The 19,917-nt window shown below is 61.2% G+C and carries 16 protein-coding genes; all 16 read left to right on the forward strand.

Going from position 1 to position 19,917, the window contains the following annotated elements; all coding sequences use genetic code 11:
* The first annotated feature begins 1 nt into the window (after position 1).
* The 16 genes from ACTQ0H_RS03475 to rimO all read left to right on the forward strand — a co-directional run bounded on the left by ACTQ0H_RS03475 (position 2) and on the right by rimO (position 19,911).
* Positions 2-1,234 (forward strand): coproporphyrinogen-III oxidase family protein, encoded by a 1,233-nt coding sequence (locus ACTQ0H_RS03475; protein WP_441537861.1) that lies wholly within the window; start codon positions 2-4, stop codon positions 1,232-1,234.
* A 58-nt stretch (positions 1,235-1,292) separates the two neighbouring features.
* Positions 1,293-2,396, forward strand: a complete 1,104-nt coding sequence (locus ACTQ0H_RS03480; protein ID WP_427747934.1) for a DnaJ domain-containing protein — start codon at positions 1,293-1,295, stop codon at positions 2,394-2,396.
* Positions 2,397-2,477: 81 nt separating this feature from the next.
* Positions 2,478-3,626, forward strand: coding sequence for a molecular chaperone DnaJ (gene dnaJ, locus ACTQ0H_RS03485; protein WP_441547815.1), 1,149 nt, complete (start codon positions 2,478-2,480; stop codon positions 3,624-3,626).
* Between the two features lie 9 nt (positions 3,627-3,635).
* Positions 3,636-4,928, forward strand: a complete 1,293-nt coding sequence (locus ACTQ0H_RS03490) for a MiaB/RimO family radical SAM methylthiotransferase (RefSeq protein WP_441547816.1) — start codon at positions 3,636-3,638, stop codon at positions 4,926-4,928.
* Positions 4,909-5,895, forward strand: a complete 987-nt coding sequence (locus tag ACTQ0H_RS03495) for a PhoH family protein (RefSeq protein ID WP_441015490.1) — start codon at positions 4,909-4,911, stop codon at positions 5,893-5,895. The genes ACTQ0H_RS03490 and ACTQ0H_RS03495 overlap by 20 nt, the downstream gene beginning before the upstream one ends.
* Entirely contained in the window at positions 5,892-6,401 is a 510-nt protein-coding gene (gene ybeY / locus ACTQ0H_RS03500) for an rRNA maturation RNase YbeY (RefSeq protein WP_441547817.1), read from the forward strand. Before ACTQ0H_RS03495 ends, ybeY begins: the two co-directional genes overlap by 4 nt.
* Positions 6,402-6,410: 9 nt before the next feature.
* The gene (locus ACTQ0H_RS03505) at positions 6,411-6,788 is read left to right on the forward strand and encodes a diacylglycerol kinase family protein (protein WP_427726826.1); all 378 of its coding nucleotides are present in this window, start codon (positions 6,411-6,413) and stop codon (positions 6,786-6,788) included.
* A gap of 12 nt (positions 6,789-6,800) precedes the next feature.
* On the forward strand, positions 6,801-7,874 hold the full coding sequence (gene era, locus ACTQ0H_RS03510) for a GTPase Era (RefSeq protein WP_195838553.1): 1,074 nt from the start codon (positions 6,801-6,803) through the stop codon (positions 7,872-7,874).
* Between the two features lie 15 nt (positions 7,875-7,889).
* Entirely contained in the window at positions 7,890-8,639 is a 750-nt protein-coding gene (gene recO / locus ACTQ0H_RS03515) for a DNA repair protein RecO (RefSeq protein WP_441547818.1), read from the forward strand.
* Between the two features lie 138 nt (positions 8,640-8,777).
* Complete coding sequence (gene rpsO / locus ACTQ0H_RS03520) at positions 8,778-9,056, forward strand: 30S ribosomal protein S15 (RefSeq protein WP_154516313.1); 279 nt, start codon at positions 8,778-8,780, stop codon at positions 9,054-9,056.
* Positions 9,057-9,206: 150 nt separating this feature from the next.
* Positions 9,207-11,453, forward strand: coding sequence for a polyribonucleotide nucleotidyltransferase (locus ACTQ0H_RS03525; protein ID WP_427794772.1), 2,247 nt, complete (start codon positions 9,207-9,209; stop codon positions 11,451-11,453).
* Positions 11,454-12,095: 642 nt separating this feature from the next.
* Complete coding sequence (locus tag ACTQ0H_RS03530; protein WP_117654800.1) at positions 12,096-13,766, forward strand: ribonuclease J; 1,671 nt, start codon at positions 12,096-12,098, stop codon at positions 13,764-13,766.
* A 1-nt stretch (position 13,767) separates the two neighbouring features.
* A complete protein-coding gene (locus ACTQ0H_RS03535) occupies positions 13,768-16,548 on the forward strand; it encodes a DNA translocase FtsK 4TM domain-containing protein (RefSeq protein WP_441547819.1) in 2,781 nt (926 codons plus the stop codon).
* Complete coding sequence (locus ACTQ0H_RS03540; protein ID WP_441547820.1) at positions 16,548-18,011, forward strand: RodZ domain-containing protein; 1,464 nt, start codon at positions 16,548-16,550, stop codon at positions 18,009-18,011. The genes ACTQ0H_RS03535 and ACTQ0H_RS03540 overlap by 1 nt, the downstream gene beginning before the upstream one ends.
* A gap of 26 nt (positions 18,012-18,037) precedes the next feature.
* Positions 18,038-18,535, forward strand: a complete 498-nt coding sequence (locus ACTQ0H_RS03545) for a YajQ family cyclic di-GMP-binding protein (RefSeq protein WP_154516322.1) — start codon at positions 18,038-18,040, stop codon at positions 18,533-18,535.
* Positions 18,536-18,561: 26 nt separating this feature from the next.
* A complete protein-coding gene (gene rimO / locus ACTQ0H_RS03550) occupies positions 18,562-19,911 on the forward strand; it encodes a 30S ribosomal protein S12 methylthiotransferase RimO (protein WP_441547821.1) in 1,350 nt (449 codons plus the stop codon).
* The last annotated feature ends 6 nt before the right edge of the window (positions 19,912-19,917 follow it).

The raw sequence follows: 19,917 nt of genomic DNA on the forward strand, positions 1-19,917 counted from the left end.
GGTGGCCGTTAGCGCGCTGTACGCGCATGTGCCGTTTTGCGCTCAAAGGTGTCGGTACTGCGACTTTGACTCACGCAGTTTTGCTCCGTGCGACCTGAGCGCTGCGCTCGATGCCTATTTTGAGCAGCTGTATGCGCGCCTTGATGCCTTTGGAGACACCGGGGCGCTTGCGCAAGTCCGCACCGTCTATGTTGGCGGCGGCACACCGTCGCTGGCGGGAGAGCGTCTGGTGGAGCTTGCCCGGCGTATTTGCATGTGGTGCAAGCCCGTTGAGTTTACCTGCGAGGCTAATCCTGAGTCGCTGACCGCCGAGCTTGCCGCTGCGCTTGCCAAGGTTGGTGTCACACGCGTCTCTCTGGGCGTGCAAACGCTCGATAATGCCGAACTTACCGCCATCGGCCGTATTCACGATGCCGATCGGGCGCTCGCTGCCATCACGACGGTTAAGGACGCTGGGCTCGATGTGTCGTGCGACCTTATGTGCGGCCTTCCCGGGCAGACCTCAGCGAGTTGGAAGCGCACGCTCGATGGCGTGTTGGCAGCGGCGCCACATCATGTGTCGGTGTACCCCCTCACGCTCGAGGAAGGCACGCCGCTCTACCGCATGGCGTGTTACGACGAGTCGCTCGAGCCCGACGAGGATTTTCAGGCTGCGTGCATGGAAGCGGCGCGTGAGCGTCTGGGTGCGGCCGGCTATCACCCGTATGAGGTGGCAAGCTATGCACTCGACGATCATGAGTGCGCCCACAACATTGCCTATTGGACCGGACGGGGCTATCTGGGCCTGGGTCGCTCTGCCGCGGGCATGCTCGGCGCCGAGGATTTCGATCGCTTGGCCGGGCTTTATCCCGATGTGCCCGCTCGCGGCGATGCGTATCGCGTGCGTCTGGTGCAACGCGACGATGCCGCGACGACGTTTGATGCCGAGTATCTGTCGCGGCGCGAGGCGGCGGCGGAGGATTTGATGCTCGCCTGTCGCATGACGCGTGGCATTGGGCCCGACCTGTTGGTTCGCTCGGCAAGCGTGATTCCTGCAGACGAGCTGGCGGTGTCCTGCGACCGTGCGCTCGAATTGGGCCTTGCCACCTGGGTACCCGATGATGTCGAGGGGCATGCGGGGCGCATCACCTCAAAAGATGTTGTAGCAGGTCGCGCCCGCGCCCGTTTAGCGCCCACCCACTTGGGCTGGCTCGATGGAAATATGCTGTTCGAGCTGTTTTGGGGTCTAGCTTAGGCCGCTCGGGTAGAATTACCGCAATATATACGCTGCTGTGAGCAGGAGGTTGCCGCGCATGGCGACGATGAACGAAAAAGATTACTACGAGATCTTGGGTGTCTCCAAGGACGCCACCTCGCGTGATATACAGAAGGCTTTTCAGCAAAAGGCCCGCAAGCTCCATCCGGACGTCAACAAAGAGCCGGATGCCGAGGAAAAGTTTAAAGAGGTTTCCGAGGCCTATGCCGTGCTTTCGGACGAGCAGAAGCGTGCGCGCTATGATGCCATGCGCTCGGGCAATCCCTTCGCCGGCGCTCCTTCTGCTTCGCCCTATGGCGGCGGCTACGCCGGCAGCGCAGGCTATGGCAATCCCTTTGAGGGCGGCTTTCCCTTTGGTGGCGCCTGGGGCCAGCAGCGTCGCAGCCAGGCTGCCTATAATCCCGAGAACGGCGCCAACGTGGTCGTCGATATTAAGCTCGACGCCAAGGAGGCCAAGGGCGGTGCCCGCAAGACCGTCCGCTATACGCGCTTCGATACCTGTGGTCATTGCGGAGGCTCGGGCTCTGTCTCGTCCGAGCATGCACATACCTGTCCGAGCTGCGGCGGTCGCGGCCACATCGACGTCGACCTGTCCTTCCTGTTTGGTGCCGGCACGTTCCAGTCGGTCTGCCCCGAGTGCGGCGGTTCCGGTAAGGTCGTCGCCGACCCCTGCCCCGATTGCGGTGGCAGCGGGCGGACCCGTGTGACCTCCGAGCAGACGATTGAGTTTCCTGCCGGCACGCATGATGGCGACGAGATCCATATTGACGGCATGGGTCACGCCGGCACCAACGGTGCCTCGGGCGGCGATTTGGTCGGGCGCGCCCATGTCGAGGCCGAACGCCTGGAGGGCAAGGCTCGTACCGGTTTTTACCTGATGGGCATCGTGGCGCCTTTTTTGGTGCTGTCGGCCATCTCGGGCGTGTTCTCGGCCTTTGCCATGATGTGCTTTGTTCCGTTTGCCATGGGCTTGTTCATGGTGCTCTCGGACGGCGTGCTTCACCGCAGCCTGCTGTGGTGGAAGCGCGGCGCGATGCAGTTTGCCAACGGTTTTGCCAACGGATTTATGTTTGCTCTCGTGTCGGTTTGGTTTGCGAGCTGCTCGCAACGTGCCATGCTTTCGCCCTACGCAATGCAATAACATCAAACCCTTTGTTTGCGGTCGGCCCAGCTTGGGTATAGGACGCACTGTGACAATAATGAAAGTCGGAAGGATTCGGTCGTGTCGGAAAATAGGGATTACTACGAGGTACTTGGCGTCGACAAGGATGCCGACGCGCGGACGATTAAGCGCGCGTTTCTAAAGAAGGCCCGTATCGTACACCCGGACGTTTCGGACGACCCCGATGCCGAGGCCAAGTTCAAAGAGCTCAACGAGGCATATTCCGTTCTTTCCGACGAGCAGAAGCGTGCAAACTACGATCGCTACGGTTCGCCCGACGGCCCCGGTGGCTCCGGCTATGTCGACATTAACGATATCTTTGGCGGCATGGGCATGGACGACCTCTTTTCGTCGTTCTTTGGCGGCGGTGCCGGCGGTGGCGCCCGAAATCGCCGCGAGCGTCGTCGCGGCCGCGATATGGCCATCTCCCTTTCGGTGACCCTTGAGGAGGCAGCGCTCGGTTGCAAAAAGACGATCAGCTATGACCGCCTTGCACCCTGTGATGATTGCAATGGCACCGGTAGGGCCGAGGGTGCGGCCGAAAAGCAGTGCAGCCGTTGCCACGGCACGGGCTATGTCACAACGGTCCAGCGCTCGTTCCTGGGTCAGGTTCAGTCCTCTTCGCCCTGCCCCGACTGCCATGGCGAAGGCACGGTCATCGACCATCCCTGCGAGACCTGCGACGGTCAGGGCCGCACGCCTTCGCACGAAAAGATCGACATCGATATCCCTGCCGGCGTCTCGACCGGTCGCCAGCTGCGCGTGAGCGGCTTTGGCGAGGCAGGCCTTCGTGGTGAGCCCTCGGGCGACCTGATCGTCAACGTGCGCGTCGCCGATCACGAGCGTTTTAAACGCAACGGCGACGACCTGTACCTCGTGAGCGATATCTCGATTGCGCAGGCTGCGCTCGGCTGCGAGATTAAGGTTGAGGGCGTTTTGCCCGACGAGGTCGTCAAGGTGTGCGTCCCCGCCGGTACGCAGTACGGCGACACCGTGAGTGTCAACAACTACGGTATGCCCCGTATCGGCGGTGGCGGCTCGCGTGGACGCTTGATCGTTCAGCTGCGCGTGCTCGTCCCCACGAACCTTTCCGCCAAGCAGCGCGAGCTGCTCGAGGCTTTCGCCGCCGAGTCGGGCGACGATGTCGCTTCCGGCAAGAAATCGGTGACCGATCGCATTAAGAGCGCTCTCGACGACATCCTCGATTAAGGAGCCCGCGTGCTCGCACCTCATATCTCTGTTGTCAACCTCGGCTGCCGTGTCAACCGGGTTGAGTCCGACCGTATCACTGCCGATCTTATGCGCCTGGGTTTTGCAATGGTGGATCCTCAGGATGCGGAGCTGATCGTCATTAACACCTGTGCCGTTACGGGCGAGGCCGAGGCCAAGACCCGTAAGGCCGTCCGCCATGCGCTGGCTCATCCAAAAGAGCCCTATGTGGTCGTGACCGGGTGCGTTGTCAATTTGCACCCCGAGGAGCTTCTGGAGCTTTCGGACCGCGTGATCGCGGAGCCGTCTAAGATCGATGTCGCCGAACGCGTCTGCGAGGTGCTGGGCGTTGAGTCCGATAGTGTGGCCGCCTGTAGCGACGGCGATGTGGTCGACGCGCTCGGTCGCTCGCGTCTGGGTGTGAAGATCCAGGACGGCTGCAACCATCGTTGCACCTATTGCATTGTGTGGAAGGCCCGCGGCCCCGAGCGCTCCGTGCCGGTCGAGTCTGTGCTCGAACAAGTTCGTGAGGCTCAGGAGGCCGGCATGCCCGAGGTGGTGCTGACGGGCGTGAACCTGGGCGCCTACGATGGCAAGAGTGCGACCGACGAACACGTCGAGATCGATGAGCTGCTCGAGGCAATCATGGAGCGTACGTCTATTCCTCATGTGCGCATTTCCTCGGTCGAGCCCATGGATATCTCCGAGCCCCTGCTTAAGGTCATGGCCCGCTATCCGCAGCGCATCGCCCCGTTTTTGCACCTGCCCGTGCAGTCTGGCTGCACGGCGACCCTGCATCGCATGGGCCGTCCCTATAGCGCCGAGGCATTTGAGGAGACGGTGCGTATGATCCGCGCCAACTTGCCTCAGGCGTCCCTTTCGTGCGACGTGATCGTCGGTTTTCCCGGCGAGACGGACGAGGAATTTGAGGAGTCGCTGGCGCTGTGCCGTCGCGTGGGCTTTTCGCGCATGCATGTCTTCCGCTATAGCAAGCGTCCCGGTACCCTTGCTGCCGACATGCCCGACCAGGTGCCGCCCGAGGTTATGGCTGAGCGCAGCCGTCGTATGCGTGCCGCGGCGCAGGAACTCGCCATTGCCGACGCCCGCCGTCGCGTGGGCACCGTCGAGCGTGCCGTGCTCGAGTATGGCGACAACCTGACGCTCGGTTCGTTTCATCATGCCCGTCTTGACGATACCTGCGGACTCACAGCCCCGTGCCTGCTCGATGTTGCTATCATCGGAGTCGATGATTCCGGCTTGGTCCATGCACGCAGGGAGGTTCATGGAAGCCTCGAAGATTAGACTTACCGTTCCCGATGGAATTGATCCCTCGCGCGTTTTGGGTGCCGGCGACGGCGTCCTTCGTGCGCTCGAGAGCTTGGTTCGCGCCCACGTGGTCGCCCGTGGCGACCGTATCGCCGTGTGCGGTGACCCGGACGAGGTCGAGCTCGTGGCGCGCTTTTTCGAGCATGCTTTTCGCGAGGCTGCCGCCGGACGGACGCTGTCTGTCGACGATGTCTCTCGCTGCCTGGCCGTCTTGCGCGACGGTGAGTACGGGGCTACGTCGCTTCGCGATGATGTGCTGCTTTCGTATCGCGGTCGTGCCATTCGCCCCAAGACGCTCGGTCAAAAGCGCTATGTGGATGCCATCCGCTCGCATACCATCACGTTTGGCTTGGGTCCTGCCGGTACCGGTAAGACCTATCTGGCCATGGCACTTGCCGTTGCCGCGCTCAAGCGTCACGAGGTGGGCCGTCTGATCTTGACGCGTCCGGTTGTCGAGGCGGGGGAGAACTTGGGCTTTTTGCCCGGTACCCTCGAGGAAAAGATCGATCCCTACATGCGTCCGCTCTACGACGCCCTTTTTGACATGATGGATCGCGAGCGCACCGATGAGCTTATGGAGCGTGGCGTGATCGAGATCGCCCCGCTTGCCTACATGCGCGGTCGTACGCTGAGCGATGCCTTCGTGGTGCTCGACGAGGCTCAAAATACCACGCCCGAGCAGATGAAGATGTTCCTGACGCGCTTGGGCTTTAACTCCAAGTTTGTGATTACCGGTGACCTGAGCCAGCGTGACTTGGTAGGTCGTCGCGGCGGTCTTGCCGACGTTGAGCAGATTTTGGGTCGTGTCGACGATGTCGCGTTTTCGCACCTCGAGCGTGCCGACGTGGTGCGTCACGCCTTGGTGGGGCGAATCGTCGAGGCATATGATGCTTATGATGACGTGCGCGAGAAACGCGTGCGCGACCGAAAGGAGTCCCGTTGAGTGTATTGATCAGCAACGATGCCGAGCTCGATACGCTGCTTGACGTGCAGGAGGTAGAGCACATCTGCGAGGTCGTGCTTGCTGCCGAAGGCGTTGAGCGAAAAGTCGAGATTTCCCTTTCGTATGTCGATGAGGATGAGATGCACGAGCTCAACCACGAGTGGCGCGGTATCGACCGTACCACCGATGTCCTCTCGTTTGAATGCGACTCGGCCTTTGACGGGGATATCCCAGCCGACGAGACGCTCGAGCTCGGCGATATCATCTTGGCCCCGCAGGTCATTGCCCGTCAGGCCCCCGGCTTTGGCAATAGCCCTGCCGATGAGTGCCGCCTGATGCTCGTGCATGGCATGTTGCATTTACTGGGCTACGATCATATCGTGGACGACGAGGCCGAGGTCATGGAGGCCCGCGAGGACGCCATCCTGCGCGATTTGGCGCTCGAGCGCGGCGAGGACCCCAAGCTGGTTCACGTCGGCCCCATCACCAACCATGCCCACGACTAGGAGCCGTCTATGATTCCCGGATCGAACAAGGACCATCCGTCCTTTTTAAAGTCGTTCTCCTACGCCATGGAGGGCTTCGTTACTGCCGTCAAGACCGAGCGTAACATTAAGGTCATGCTCGTGGCGGGTGTGTGCACTGTCATTGCCGGCTGCATCGTGGGGCTCGACATTGCCGAGTGGGCTACGATTATCATTTGCTGCGGCCTGGTGATTCACGGCGAGCTGTGCAACACCGCCATGGAGGCGATTGTCGATTTGGCGACCCAGGAGTTCCATCCGCTGGCAAAGCGTGCAAAGGATATCGCCGCCGCCTCCGTATACGTTCTTTCCATCACCGCCGCGATTGTGGGCTTGTTGGTATTTGCCCACGCGCTCGGCTTTATTTAGAAAGGGATCTTCATGTCCGACAATATGCAGCCTATCGATGAAACGCTGGACGACGAGCCCCTGGATGCTGTGGATGCCGAAGCGACTGAGGCTTGCGAGGTCGAGGAGTTCGACCCGTTTGAGGGCATGAGTGACGAGGAGCTCGACGCCCTGTGCGACGAGGACGACAGCCTCGCGGGCTTTGGCGACGTTGAGCCCGGTTTCCGCAGCGGCTTCGTGGCCCTGGTCGGTCGCCCCAACGCCGGTAAGTCCACGCTGCTCAACGCCTGCTATGGCAAAAAGGTCGCCATCACCTCACCGGTGGCCCAGACGACCCGCCGTCGCATGCGCGCCGTCGTCAATCGCCCCGGTTACCAGCTGGTTTTTGTCGATACCCCGGGTATTCACAAACCCAAGGACGGCCTGGGGTCCGAGCTCAACAAGAGCGCGCTGTTCGAGCTGAACGATGTCGATGTCGTCGCGTTTTTGATTGATGCCACCAAGCCGATCGGCAGGGGAGACGCCTGGGTTGCCGAGCGCGTCAGATGTGCCCGTTCCAAGAAGGTCCTGGTGCTCACCAAGGCCGATGAAGCCGATCCCGCACAGGTCATGGAGCAGCTTAAGGCCGCCCACGAGCTCATGGAATATGACGATGAGATCGTGACGTCGTCGGTCAAGAACTTTAACGTCGATGCCTTCATCGAGACCGTTGCGCACTTTTTGCCCGAGGGCCCGCGTTGGTTCCCCGAGGACATGGGTACCGACGCTTCCGACGAGACGCTCGTTGCCGAGTTTGTGCGCGAGAAGGTCTTGCGCCGCACCCGTGATGAGATTCCGCACTCCGTTGGCGTAATCTGCGATGCGCTCGAGCAGACCAAGAAGGTGCTGCGCGTGCATGCCACCATTTACGTTGAGCGCGAGGGCCAAAAGGGCATCATCATCGGTAAGGGCGGCGAGATGATCAAGCATATCGGCATCGACGCCCGTCGCGATCTTGAGCGCATCTTTGGCACGCAGGTCTTTTTGGAGCTGGACGTGAAGGTAAAGGCCGGCTGGCGTGACGACGAGGCCCAGATTCGCCGTTTTGGCTACAACGCCGAGGACTAAGGGCGCGCGGCGCTCATGGCAGGCTCACGGACATATCGCACAAAGGTACTCGTCCTCGATAAGACCAAGCTCAAGGAGACCGATCTGATCTTGACGATGCTCGATGAGCGGGGTCGGCAGGTCCGTGCTGTGGCAAAGGGCGCGCGCAAACCCGGCGGGCGCCTGGCGGCGCGCTGCGAGCTGTTCTGTACCGTCGATATGCTGCTCGCGCACGGACGGTCGCTCGACGTGGTTTCCCAGGCCGAGCTTATGGAGGCGCCGCTCGGCGCCGCGCCCGATTACGAGACGACCTGCGCCGCAAGCGCGATCGCCGAGGTCGCGCGCGTGTGCTCGTTCGAGGACGCCGAGGACCCGTTTACCTTTGCCATTACGCAGCGAGCACTTGCCCTGGTGGGCAGCAGGCTCGACACGGCACATATGGACCTGCTTGTGGCGGCATATGTCTTTAAGCTGTTGTCGCACGTTGGCTATCGACCCGATTTTTCGGCCTGCGTACTGTGCGGAGACCCCATTCTGTCGTATTTTTCGCCCCAGGCGGGCGGGCTCATGTGCGGGTCGTGCGCGTCGAGCGTTCCGGGTGCCGAGCTGGTGTCGACCGGCGAGGTCGCATGGCTGCGCGCCCTCATGTCCATGACCTTCGATGCGCTCATGGCCGAGAGGGTCGATCCCCATACTGCCGCCTTTTTGCTGGGGCTTTCGCATGTTTGGGCTGCGACGCACACCGATCAGCGTCTTCGCGCGATGGAATTCATGTTGGGTCGGTGATGATGGGCATACGCGGTCCGCTTGTGGTAACATACCGACCTGTTGGTACCTCGACCTTGGATGCTCGCTCCACCGGCGGCTTCCCAGTCCGAGGCGAATGGAGTCGCCCGCGGGCGACGCGAAACGAAAGGTGAAACAATGACTGTTTCCAAAGAGCGCAAGGCGGAGCTGACTGCCCAGTTCGGTAACACCCCGGTCGACACCGGCAACCCCAAGGTTCAGGTCGCCATCCTGACCGAGCGCATCAAGGAGCTGACCGAGCACATGAAGTCCCACCAGAAGGACTTCCACACCCGTCGTGGTCTGCTCATGCTCGTCGGTCGCCGTCGTCGTCTTCTCTCCTACATCAAGAAGAACGACGTCGTCGAGTATCGTGAGCTCATCAAGGCTCTGGGCATCCGCGACAACATCCAGTAAGGATTTGTACATGCTAAGAGCGTCCTGCGCAGCGGGGCGCTCTTTTTGTGTAAGGGCGTGAACAATCACGCTCTGAAGCGTGGCGGGGGCAGGGGGCCCGCGTCACATGAGAAGCCCGCAGGCAAGGGGCCTGCGGGGTAAAGGAGAACAATGACACTCGTATCCAAGACCTTTGAGCTGTACGGCAAGACCTACACCTTTGAGTCGGGCGAGCTTGCCAAGCAGGCCACCGGCGCCTGTCTGGTCAAGCAGGGCGATACCACGATGCTCGACACCGTGGTCGTCTCCAAGGAGCGCAAGAACTACGACTTCTTTCCGCTGACCGTCGACTTCAACGAGAAGATGTACGCTGCCGGCCGTATTCCGGGTGGCTACCTCAAGCGCGAGGGCCGTCCCAGCGAGAAGGCCACGCTCACGGCCCGCATGATCGATCGTCCTATTCGCCCGAGCTTCCCGGACGGCTTCCGCAACGAGGTGCACATCGTCGCCACCTCGCTCGTCGCCGACCAGGTCAACCCCTTCGACGTCATCAACGTCATGGGTGCCTCCCTGGCCATGACGCTCGGCGGCGTGCCCTTCGAGGGCCCGCTTGCGTGCGTGCGCATCGGCCGCAACGTGGAGACCGGCGAGTTTATCGTCAACCCCACCTATGAGGAGCGCGAGAACTCCGATTTGGACCTGGAGCTGGGCGGCTCTGCCGACTTCATCTCGATGGTCGAGGCCGGCGCCGATGAGATCTCCGAGGACGATATGCTCGCCGCCATGAAGTTTGGCCAGGAGGCCCTCGCTGCCTTCTGCCAGGCTCAGGACGAGTTCGTTGCCGAGTGGGAGCAGGTCAACGGCGCTATCGTCAAGAAGGAGTACCCGCTTGACCAGCCCGTCGAGGAGGTCCAGGAGCGCATCTTCGCCCACTACGACGAGATGGCAGCCGCCCTTCGCGACGCCGACAAGCTCTCCCGTATCGGCAAGGTCGAGGCTCTGAAGGAGTCCATCCGTGCCGAGTTCACCGAGGAGGAGCAGGCCGCTTGGGAGCGCGAGATCCCCGTGGCACTCAAGAAGCTCGAGAAGAAGGCCATGCGCACCATGGTCGTCGAGACCGGTGAGCGCGTCGACGGCCGTGCCGCCGATGAGATCCGCCCCATTATGGTGAAGGACAACTACCTGCCGCTCGTTCATGGCTCCGGCCTGTTCCAGCGCGGCCAGACCCAGGTGCTCTCCGTCCTGTCGCTCGGCATGCTCAACGAGGGCCAGCGTTTGGATACCATCGAGCCCACCGAGGGCAAGCGCTACATGCACCACTACAACTTCCCGCCGTTCTGCACCGGCGAGACCGGCCGCATGGGTAGCCCCAAGCGCCGCGAGATCGGCCACGGCAACCTGGCCGAGCGCGCCCTGCTTCCGGTGCTCCCCGACGAGAACGAGTTCCCCTACGCCATCCGCGTGGTCTCCGAGGTCATGGAGTCCAACGGCTCCTCTTCGATGGCTTCGACCTGCGGCTCCACGCTCGCCCTCATGGACGGCGGCGTGCCCATTAAGCGCCCGGTCTCCGGTATCGCCATGGGTCTGATTCAGGAGGAGGGCAAGACCGTGGTCCTGTCCGATATCCAGGGTCTTGAGGACTTCCTGGGCGATATGGACTTTAAGGTCACCGGCACCACCGAGGGCATTACCGCTCTGCAGATGGACAACAAGGCCACCGGCCTTACCTTTGACATCCTGGCCCGCGCCCTGCAGCAGGCCAAGGAGGGTCGCGCCTTCATCCTGCAGAAGATGCTCGATGTGATCCCCGAGCCGCGCCACACCACGCGCAGCACCGCTCCGCGCATCGTCTCCATCCAGGTTCCGACCGACAAGATCCGCGACGTCATCGGTTCCGGCGGCAAGGTCATCCGCGGCATCCAAGACGAGACCGGTGCTTTGGTCGACATCCAGGAGGACGGCACTGTCTTTGTCGGCGGCACCGGCGAGTCCGTCGACCAGGCTGTCGAGCGCATCAAGCTCATCATCAAGGTTCCCGAGCCGGGCGAGGAGTACACCGGTCGCGTGGTCTCCATCCAGCCCTTTGGCGCCTTTGTCAACCTGCTGCCCGGTAAGGACGGCCTGCTGCACATCTCCCGCGTCGCCAAGGGTCGCGTGGAGAAGGTCGAGGATGTCCTCAACGTGGGCGACGAGGTTAAGGTCGTCGTCATCGAGGTCGACGATCGCGGCAAGATCTCGCTCGATCGTCTGGATAAGCCCGAGGCTCCGGCTCGTGCCGAGGGTGCCTCCGAGGGCGACGGTGAGCACTTCCAGCGCCGTGAGCGTCCGCGTCGCGAGCGCTCCGAGCGCAGCGACCGTCCGCGCCGTCCCGGTGACAACGGAGGCCGCAAGCCCCGCCGTCACCACGACGCCGAGTAACAGCCGTACATAAGCAGCTCAACAAGGGCGACTCCGGACAGGGGTCGCCCTTTTACTATTCCCGGCGGGGTCCGCGGGTAAAGTTTCCTGCTCTACAGTCCTGCTCGCACGGAGAGCACATTAAGTGCTCTCCGGCTCGTGCGGAACTCGCGATAAACTTTACCCGCGGCCCCCGCCGGGAATAGCAAAAGGGCTGGTGGGTGCGGGTTTCGATTTTGTCAGATAGTCTATTCAGTTATCTGAATTCAGATCTTTAGATAATCGCATGTGCGGCATTACCCCAGATAAAACCGACCAAAATAAACCTGTCCCTTTTTGGCAGGTTTCCCGTGGGGCGGGCACTGATGAAGTTTATCGCGAGTTCCGCACGAACAGGAGGCCACTTAATGTGGCCTCCGTCGTGAGCAGGACTGTAGAGCAGGAAACTTCATCAGTGCCCGCCCCACGGGAAACCGGCGGGATAGACCAGTTCAGATGGGGCTTTGATGCATGGGTGGTCTGTTGGTGGGCAAATGGGTATCATAATGCGGTTACTGCATCGACTCCGTGATGCATGTTTGTACGTTCCCGGCGGTCGGTTTGCCAGAAGCGCCCCGTCGGTTGTTCCAGACCCGTTTCGAAGAAAGGAAACCGCACGAACCTATGGCAGCTAAAAAATCATCTCCCTTGAAGATCATTCCGCTCGGAGGCCTTGACGGCATCGGCAAGAATATGACGGTCTTCGAGTGCGGCGACGACATGGTGCTCGTCGACGCCGGCCTTATGTTCCCCGACGACTCCCAGCCCGGTATCGATTTGGTGCTTCCCGACTACACCTATGTTCTGGAGAACGAGGAGAAGCTCCGCGGCATCATCGTCACCCACGGCCACGAGGACCATACCGGTTCGCTTCCGTACCTGCTGCAGGACCTCAACAACAAGGTGCCCATCTTCTCGAGCAAGCTGACGCTTGGTTTCATCGAGGGCAAGCTTTCCGAGTTCCGCATCCGCGCGCCCAAGTTCCGCGAGGTCAAGGGCGGTAGCCATGTCAATCTTGGTGGCATTTCGCTCGACTTCTTCTCTATGACGCACTCAATTCCGGGCGCTTTGGGCGTATTCATTCGCACCAACCAGGGCACCGTTATGCACACGGGCGACTTTAAGCTCGACCAGACGCCCATCGATGGCGTCACGCCCGATTATGCCGCCATCAGTCGCTTTGCCAAGCAGGGCATCGACCTGTTGCTTTCCGACTCCACCAACGCCACGGTTCCGGGCTTTACCAAGTCCGAGGCCGAAGTCGGCCCCAACTTGCTGCACGCCATCAAGAATGCCCCGGGCCGCGTGTTCGTCGCGTCGTTCTCGAGCCATATCCATCGCCTGCAGCAGATCTGCGACGCCGCCCGCAAGTGCGGCCGCAAGGTCGTCGTGACCGGACGTTCCATGCTCACCAACACCCGCGTGGCGCGCGAGCTGGGCTACCTCAACATCGACGATGCCGATATCATCGATGCCTTCGATATCGATAACCTGCCTGACGACAAGATCGTCGTCATGTGCACCGGCTCTCAGGGCGAGCCGCTGTCGGCGCTGTCCCGTATGGCCAACGGCGAGCACAAGACGCTCTCCATCCACGAGGGCGATACCGTCATCCTCTCGGCGACCCCTGTTCCCGGCAACGAGAAGGCCGTCCAGCAGGTCGTCAACAGCCTGGCCAAGCTTGGCTGCGACGTGTGGGACAAGAACCGTGCCCTCGTCCATGTCTCGGGTCACGGCAGCCAAGAGGAGCTCAAGCTTCTGATGGCCATGGCCAAGCCCACCTACTTTATGCCGGTTCACGGCGAGGCCGTGCACCTGCGTGCCCATGCCCAGCTTGCCCGTAAGATGGGCATTAAGGATGATCACATCTTTATCCTCGATAACGGTGACACGCTCGAGATGCGCGGTGGTATTGTCAAGCGCGGCACGCCCGTCGAGTCCGGCGTCGTCTACGTCGACGGCCTGCGCATCGGTGATACCGACCCCATCGTCCTGCGCGATCGTCAGAAGCTCGCCAATGACGGTATGGTCACAGCCGTCGCCATCGTCTCGCTCAAGCACAAGAAGATCGAGGCTATTGAGTTCTCGGGCCGTGGCGTCTCCTTTGCTATCGACGATCAGTTCTCCGAGGATGCCTCCGCATCCATCATGAAGACGATCGAGAAGGGCAAGTTTAGCTTTACGAGCAGCGGCTCCGATGCCATTCGCAAGGCCGTGCGCGATTCGCTCTCCAACTTCATTTGGAGCCGTACGCGCACCCGTCCGATGATCATCCCGGTCGTCATGGAGGTTTAGTTTGGCGCGCGGATCTGCACAAAACGCCAAAGGCAATAAAGCCAACAACCAACCGGCATCTGCTAAGGGTGCCGGTTCCCATCTTCGTGCCAATAAGGGCCACGAGGCCGAGTTCGACGATGTTGAGCCCCTGGTCGAGCCTTCGGCCAACCGCGATATCGCCGGCGTGGTCATTGCCGTTTTGGCGATTGCGTCTTTCATTGCCGTGATTTCTCCGGCAACGGCACCCGTGACGGCAGTGGTTGCCGGTTTCTACCATCTTGGCTTTGGCCTGGGCGCCTACGTGCTGCCGATCGTCATTTTGCTGTTTGCCGCTACGCTCTTTTTAGGTGAGGACTCGCCGCTCAACATTCGCTCGGTCGCGGGTGGCGCCGTTGTCTTTATCGCCGTCGTCTCCATTCTTTCGTTGATGGTGCCGGGCACGAGCGATTCGTGCGACCTCATGTTTGTGCCGCAAAACCTATCCGCCTCGGGCGGCTATATCGGTGCGTTTATTGCGAGTGCGCTGCAGAATGCGCTGGGTAAACCTATCGCGATGGTGGTCCTGGTGGGCTTGGCCATCGTTGGCTTTGTCATCATCGGCTTTTCGGTGGGTGGCGTTTTGCGCTCTGCGCGAGATCGCGCTGCCGATTTCGCCGAGCGCCGTCGTGCCGATGTCAATGCGAGCCCGTGGGGCGACGAAGAGGCCCTGTCGGTTCCCGGCATCGCCCGTCCGCACCTGAGCGTTCTTCGTCAGAAGGGCTCCGATATGGCCGTGACCACGGTGATGGGCAATGATGCGGACCCTGTTCTGGACGATGACGACGAGGACGATGATCCGTTTGTCGACGTGTCCGAGGCCGTGGAGGCCGAGCGCGCCAAGACTACGCTGCTGCCGCGTCGCCATGCCAAGCATGGCAAGTCCGCGCCCAAGCTCAACACGAGTGAGCCCGACCCGTCTTGGTCCGATAGCGAAATCGAACTCACCGCGGGCGATGACGAGGATGACGAGTGTCCGCTCGAGACCGCCAAGACAACTTTGCTGCCGCGTCGCCAAGACAGGCGCGGACAGGTCACCGGACAGCTTTCGATGGAAGACGACCCGGACAAGGTCGACGAGTCCGAGCCGCCGTTTGCCGTGAACCCCGTGTCTGCTGCCCCGCAGATCCCTGATTTCCTGAAGCATCCCAAGGTTGCCGACGCCTCCACCCCAACGGCTTCCGCTGCTCCTGTTGCAGCCGGCGATGGGGGAGCTGACGGCACTGCTGCCGATGTCGAGGGCGAGCAAGAGGATGGCCTCAAACTCCCGCCGCTCGAAATCCTGCACGCCAACCCGCAGTCGGTGTCCGCCGCGTCTTCTGACAAGGAGTTGGAGCAGACGGCCGAGTCGCTGCAGTCCACGTTGCTGGAGTTTGGCCGTAGCGCTCGCGTCGTCGGCTGGATTGCCGGTCCCACGGTGACGACCTTTAAGCTGCAGCCCGGCGAGGGCGAGCGCGTGAGCAAGATTTCGAGCCTCGAGGACGATATCGCGCTTTCGCTTGCCGCCCAGTCGGTGCGTATCTTTGCGCCGATTCCCGGCACCTCGCTTGTGGGTATCGAGATTCCCAATCGCAAGCGCCAGAACGTTAACCTGGGCGACGTGCTTCCCTATGTGAAGGGCGGTCCGCTCGAGCTGGCCATCGGCCGCGATGCCGAGGGCACGCCGGTTGTCGCCGACCTCGCCAAGATGCCCCACCTGCTTATTGCTGGTACCACCGGTTCCGGTAAGTCGGTCATGATCAACTCCATCATCACGACCCTGCTCATGCGCGCGCTTCCCGAGGACGTTCGCTTGATCATGGTCGACCCCAAGCGCGTTGAGCTTGCCGGCTATAACGGCCTGCCCCATCTCTATGTGCCCGTGGTGACCGAACCCAAGCAGGCTGCGAGTGCCTTGCAATGGGCTGTTTCCGAGATGGAGCGTCGCCTGAAGGTCTTCGAGCGCCTCAACGTTCGCAAGATCTCGACGTATAACGAAAAGCAGGCCGCCGGCGAGTTCGAACACTACGATAACCCGCCGCAAAAGATGCCCTATCTGGTCATTATCATCGACGAGCTATCGGACCTGATGATGGTTGCCGGCAAGGATGTCGAGGCCTCGATCGTTCGTATCGCCCAGCTGGGCCGTGCCGCCGGTATTCACCTTATCGTGGCTACGCAGCGCCCCAGCTCCAACGTGGTGACGGGCCTCATCAAGGCCAACATCACCAATCGTATCGCCTTTAACGTGGCCACGGGCATCGATTCCCGCGTCATTATCGACCAGATGGGCGCCGAAAAGCTCACCGGTTTGGGCGACATGCTGTTCTCCAAGGTCGACTGGGGCAAGCCCCGCCGTATCCAGGGCTGTTTTGTCTCGGATGACGAGATCAACGAGATCGTCGAGTTCGTTAAGTCGCAAAGCGAGCCCGACTACCACGAGGAGATTCTGTCTGCCGTGGCGCCTGCTTCCATGTCCATGGCTGGTGGCGGCATTGTTCGCACGGGCGTTGCCGAGCCGCAGGATGACGACCCGCTTATCTGGGAGGCCGCCCATATTGTGGTGGAATCGCAGCTGGGCTCCACATCTGGCCTGCAACGCCGCCTCAAGGTTGGCTATGCGCGCGCCGGGCGTATTATGGACATGCTGGAAGAAAAGGGCGTCGTCGGCCCGCCCGACGGTTCCAAGCCGCGCGAGGTCCTGCTGGATGACGAAGGGCTTGCCGCGCTGGAGTCTGTCGACGCCGAGATGGTACGTGAAGATCGTGAGTTTGGAGGATTCTGATGGCTGCACGCTTTGGTGACATGCTGCTCGAGCAGCGTCGCCGGATGGGCCTTTCCATCCAGCAGGTCGCCAACACCATCAAAATCAGGCCGCAGATCATCGAGTTTTTCGAGACTGGTAACTTTGCATCGATGCCCCCGCGTGGCTATGCGCAGGGCATGATTTCGAGCTACGCTCGCTTTTTGGGGCTTAACCCGCGCGAGGTCGTCAACGCTTATTTTGACGACCTCATGGCATATGAACGCGATACCTCGCAGCAGGGCGGTCGTTTTCAGGATGCTGCCGGCTACGTTAACTCGCGTTCTTCGGTCGATAACGGTCGTTTTTTGATGGTTCAGGGTGGTCGTACGACACGGTACGGCCAGCGCCCTCCGCAGGCGGGCTATATCACCGAGACGGGCTCCAGCGAGGAAATTCGTTCTCAGCGAGATCGTTTTCGCAGTACGCCCCTGCCAGATGACCGTGCGCTTCCCGCCGCTCGTGGGTTGAGTCGCGATCCTCGCGCCGGTTACGGCGACGGCGGATACTCCGGTCGTAGCTATCGCGGAGTATCCGCCGGGCGTTCCCGCGATGGCTATTCCGACGCCGATACCACGCAGGTGACGCCGCGCCTCCGTTCGCAATCCCAGCCCTATGGCCAGCGCGGCTATCAGGGCCGTGGCGAGCTTGCGCCGCGACCGGGCCAGCGGGGTTCGCAGCGCCAGAGTAGCTATCGTGGTCGTCCCGATAGCGGTCGCGGCCGCATACCGCAGGGTAATGGTCGTGGTAGCTCCAATCGCGGACGCGGCGTTGGGCGCGCCTCTCAATACAACACGATCGATCCGCGCATTATGTACGTCGGCATCGGTGCCGTGGTGCTGCTGTTGATTTTGCTCATCGTGGTACTCCTGCGTGGTTGCGGCTCTGCTGCACCCGAGTCGACGCCCGAGACACCCGTGGCTACCAAGACGACAACTAAGAACTCTTCCAAGAAGACCGAATCCACTGACGAGGACGAAGACGCCGACGAGGCGACGGATGCGGCCGGTTCCGATGCCGCCAAGGCGACGGTCAAAACGGAAGAGGACGAGGTCACCAAGGTCAAGGTCTCTGTTGCCAAGGGCAAGACCGCCTGGATCGAGGTCAAGGTCGACGGTAAATCGGTCTATGGCGCTCAAGCGACCGGTCCTTTTGAGCAGGAGTACACGCCCGAGTCCTCGATTGAGATCACCACGTCCAAGCCCTCCGATGTTACGGTCACCAAGAATGGTGAAAAGGTTCGCTATGACACCAAGACATCGGGTGTGGCGCGCGTGACCATTACCGTTCCCAAGAAGGAGAACGCTGACTCCGCGAACGGCGATAATGCCGACGGTACCGATAATGCCGACGGCACCGATGCCCAGTCTACCGTCGGCACCGACACGGCATCCGACGGCCAGACAGTGAACGATACAGATGACTATTCGTACGACAGCTACTAAGGCTCCCCGTACCGAAAGGAAGAACCATGGCTAAAGATTCCAGCTTTGACGTTGTGTCCGAGGTTAACATGCAGGAGGTCGATAACGCCTTCCAGCAGACCGCCCGCGAGATTTCCCAGCGCTATGACCTTAAAGACTCCGGCGCCACCATCGAGCTTTCGAAGGGCGACAAGCTCTTTACGATTAACGCTCCGGCCGATTTTGTCTCCAAGCAGATCATCGATGTTTTGAGCTCCAAGCTCATCAAGCGCGGTATCGACCTCAAGGCTGTCTCTTGGGACACCCCGCAGGCGGCTTCGGGCGGTACCGTGCGCGTGCTCGGTCATATCGTCGAGGGCATCGACCAGGCGACCGCAAAGAAGATCAATAAAGACATCAAGGATCAAAAGCTTAAGGTCAAGGTGACCATCGAGGCCGATAAGCTGCGCGTTTCCTCGGCTTCTAAGGACGCTTTACAGACGGTGATTCAGTTCCTGCGCGACCAGGACTACGGCCAGCCGCTGCAGTTTACCAACTACCGCTAATTTACTCGAAAGGACCGCTCTCCAACATGGATACTCCGTTGGGTTCCGTACTCTATATCACGCTTGGCTGCGCCAAGAACGAGGTCGATACCGACCGCATGCGTTCGCTGCTGACCGCTGCGGGCTACGAGGAGGCATTCGATCCTCAGGATGCCGATATCGCCATTGTCAATACGTGCTCGTTTCTTACCTCGGCGACGTCTGAGAGCATCGAGACCACGCTCGAGCTCGCTAACGAGGTGCAGGACGGCGTTCGCTCCTGCCCCATTGTCATGTGCGGTTGCGTGCCGTCTCGTTACGGCGACGACCTGCCCGACGAGCTGCCCGAGGTCGCGGCATTTGTGAAGGCCGATGAGGAAGACGGTATCGTCTCTGTCATCGATGGCGTTCTTGGTGTGGAGCGTGAAATCGCTGCCTATATCCCGCAGGTCAAGCGTACCGTCGAGGGCTCTGTCGCCTACGTCAAGATCTCCGATGGTTGCAATCGTTTTTGCAGCTTCTGCATGATTCCCTACATTCGCGGTCGCTATCATTCGCGCAATGCCGAAAGCATTATCTCCGAGGTGCGCGACCTGGTTGCCGGCGGTGTGCGCGAGATCGTGCTGATCGGCCAGGACACGGGCATTTGGGGCACCGACTTTGCCGATGAGGACGCCGCCGAGGCCTCACCGCGCAATCTGGCGCAGCTGCTGCGCGCCGTCGCCGAGGCTGTGCGCCCGCACAACGTCTGGGTTCGTGTGCTCTATCTGCAGCCCGAGGGCATGACCGACGAGCTTATCGAGACGATTCGCGATACGCCCGAGGTATTGCCGTATATCGATATCCCCGTGCAGCACTGCGACGCTCGCATCCTCAAGGCCATGCGTCGCTCCGGTTCGCGTCAGGAGCTCGAGGAACTGTTCCGCGATCTTCGTGATCGTATCCCCGGCATCGTGATTCGCTCCACGGCCATGGTCGGCTTTCCGACCGAGACCGACGACGAGTTCCGTGATCTTATCGACTTTATGGACACCGTCGGCTTTGACTATACGAGCGTCTTTGCCTACTCGCGGGAGGAGGGCAGCCTGGCCGCCAATATGGAGGGCCAGGTCGATGAGGAGGTCAAGCTCGAGCGCGCCCAGGAGGCCATGGATCTGGCCGAGTCGCTGGGTTTTGCCGCCACGGCAGCCCATGTGGGCGAGCGCGCCCAGGTAATCGTCGACGGTATCGAGGAGACCGAGGACGGCGCCGAGCTGATCGGTCATGCCTGGTTCCAGGCGCCCGATTCCGATGGCGCGGTGCATCTGGACGCCAGCGAGGCGTCCGTGGGCGATATTTTGACCGTCGAGTTTACCGATAGCTTCTGCTATGAGCTTATCGGCCATGTTGTGGAGTAGGAGAGC

It is taken from the genome of Collinsella sp. LCP21S3_A3 (assembly GCF_052118905.1).
Lineage (GTDB): Bacteria > Actinomycetota > Coriobacteriia > Coriobacteriales > Coriobacteriaceae > Collinsella.

Bases quoted from the DNA above. Each gene is read 5' to 3' on its own strand.
- ACTQ0H_RS03530 (WP_117654800.1), top strand. From the start codon at position 12,096: ATGGCAGCTAAAAAATCATCTCCCTTGAAGATCATTCCGCTCGGAGGC.
- ACTQ0H_RS03505 (WP_427726826.1), top strand. From the start codon at position 6,411: ATGATTCCCGGATCGAACAAGGACCATCCGTCCTTTTTAAAGTCGTTC.
- ACTQ0H_RS03540 (WP_441547820.1), top strand. From the start codon at position 16,548: ATGGCTGCACGCTTTGGTGACATGCTGCTCGAGCAGCGTCGCCGGATG.
- ACTQ0H_RS03525 (WP_427794772.1), top strand. From the start codon at position 9,207: ATGACACTCGTATCCAAGACCTTTGAGCTGTACGGCAAGACCTACACC.
- rimO (WP_441547821.1), top strand. From the start codon at position 18,562: ATGGATACTCCGTTGGGTTCCGTACTCTATATCACGCTTGGCTGCGCC.
- ACTQ0H_RS03480 (WP_427747934.1), top strand. From the start codon at position 1,293: ATGGCGACGATGAACGAAAAAGATTACTACGAGATCTTGGGTGTCTCC.
- ACTQ0H_RS03495 (WP_441015490.1), top strand. From the start codon at position 4,909: ATGGAAGCCTCGAAGATTAGACTTACCGTTCCCGATGGAATTGATCCC.
- recO (WP_441547818.1), top strand. From the start codon at position 7,890: ATGGCAGGCTCACGGACATATCGCACAAAGGTACTCGTCCTCGATAAG.
- ACTQ0H_RS03545 (WP_154516322.1), top strand. From the start codon at position 18,038: ATGGCTAAAGATTCCAGCTTTGACGTTGTGTCCGAGGTTAACATGCAG.
- era (WP_195838553.1), top strand. From the start codon at position 6,801: ATGTCCGACAATATGCAGCCTATCGATGAAACGCTGGACGACGAGCCC.
- rpsO (WP_154516313.1), top strand. From the start codon at position 8,778: ATGACTGTTTCCAAAGAGCGCAAGGCGGAGCTGACTGCCCAGTTCGGT.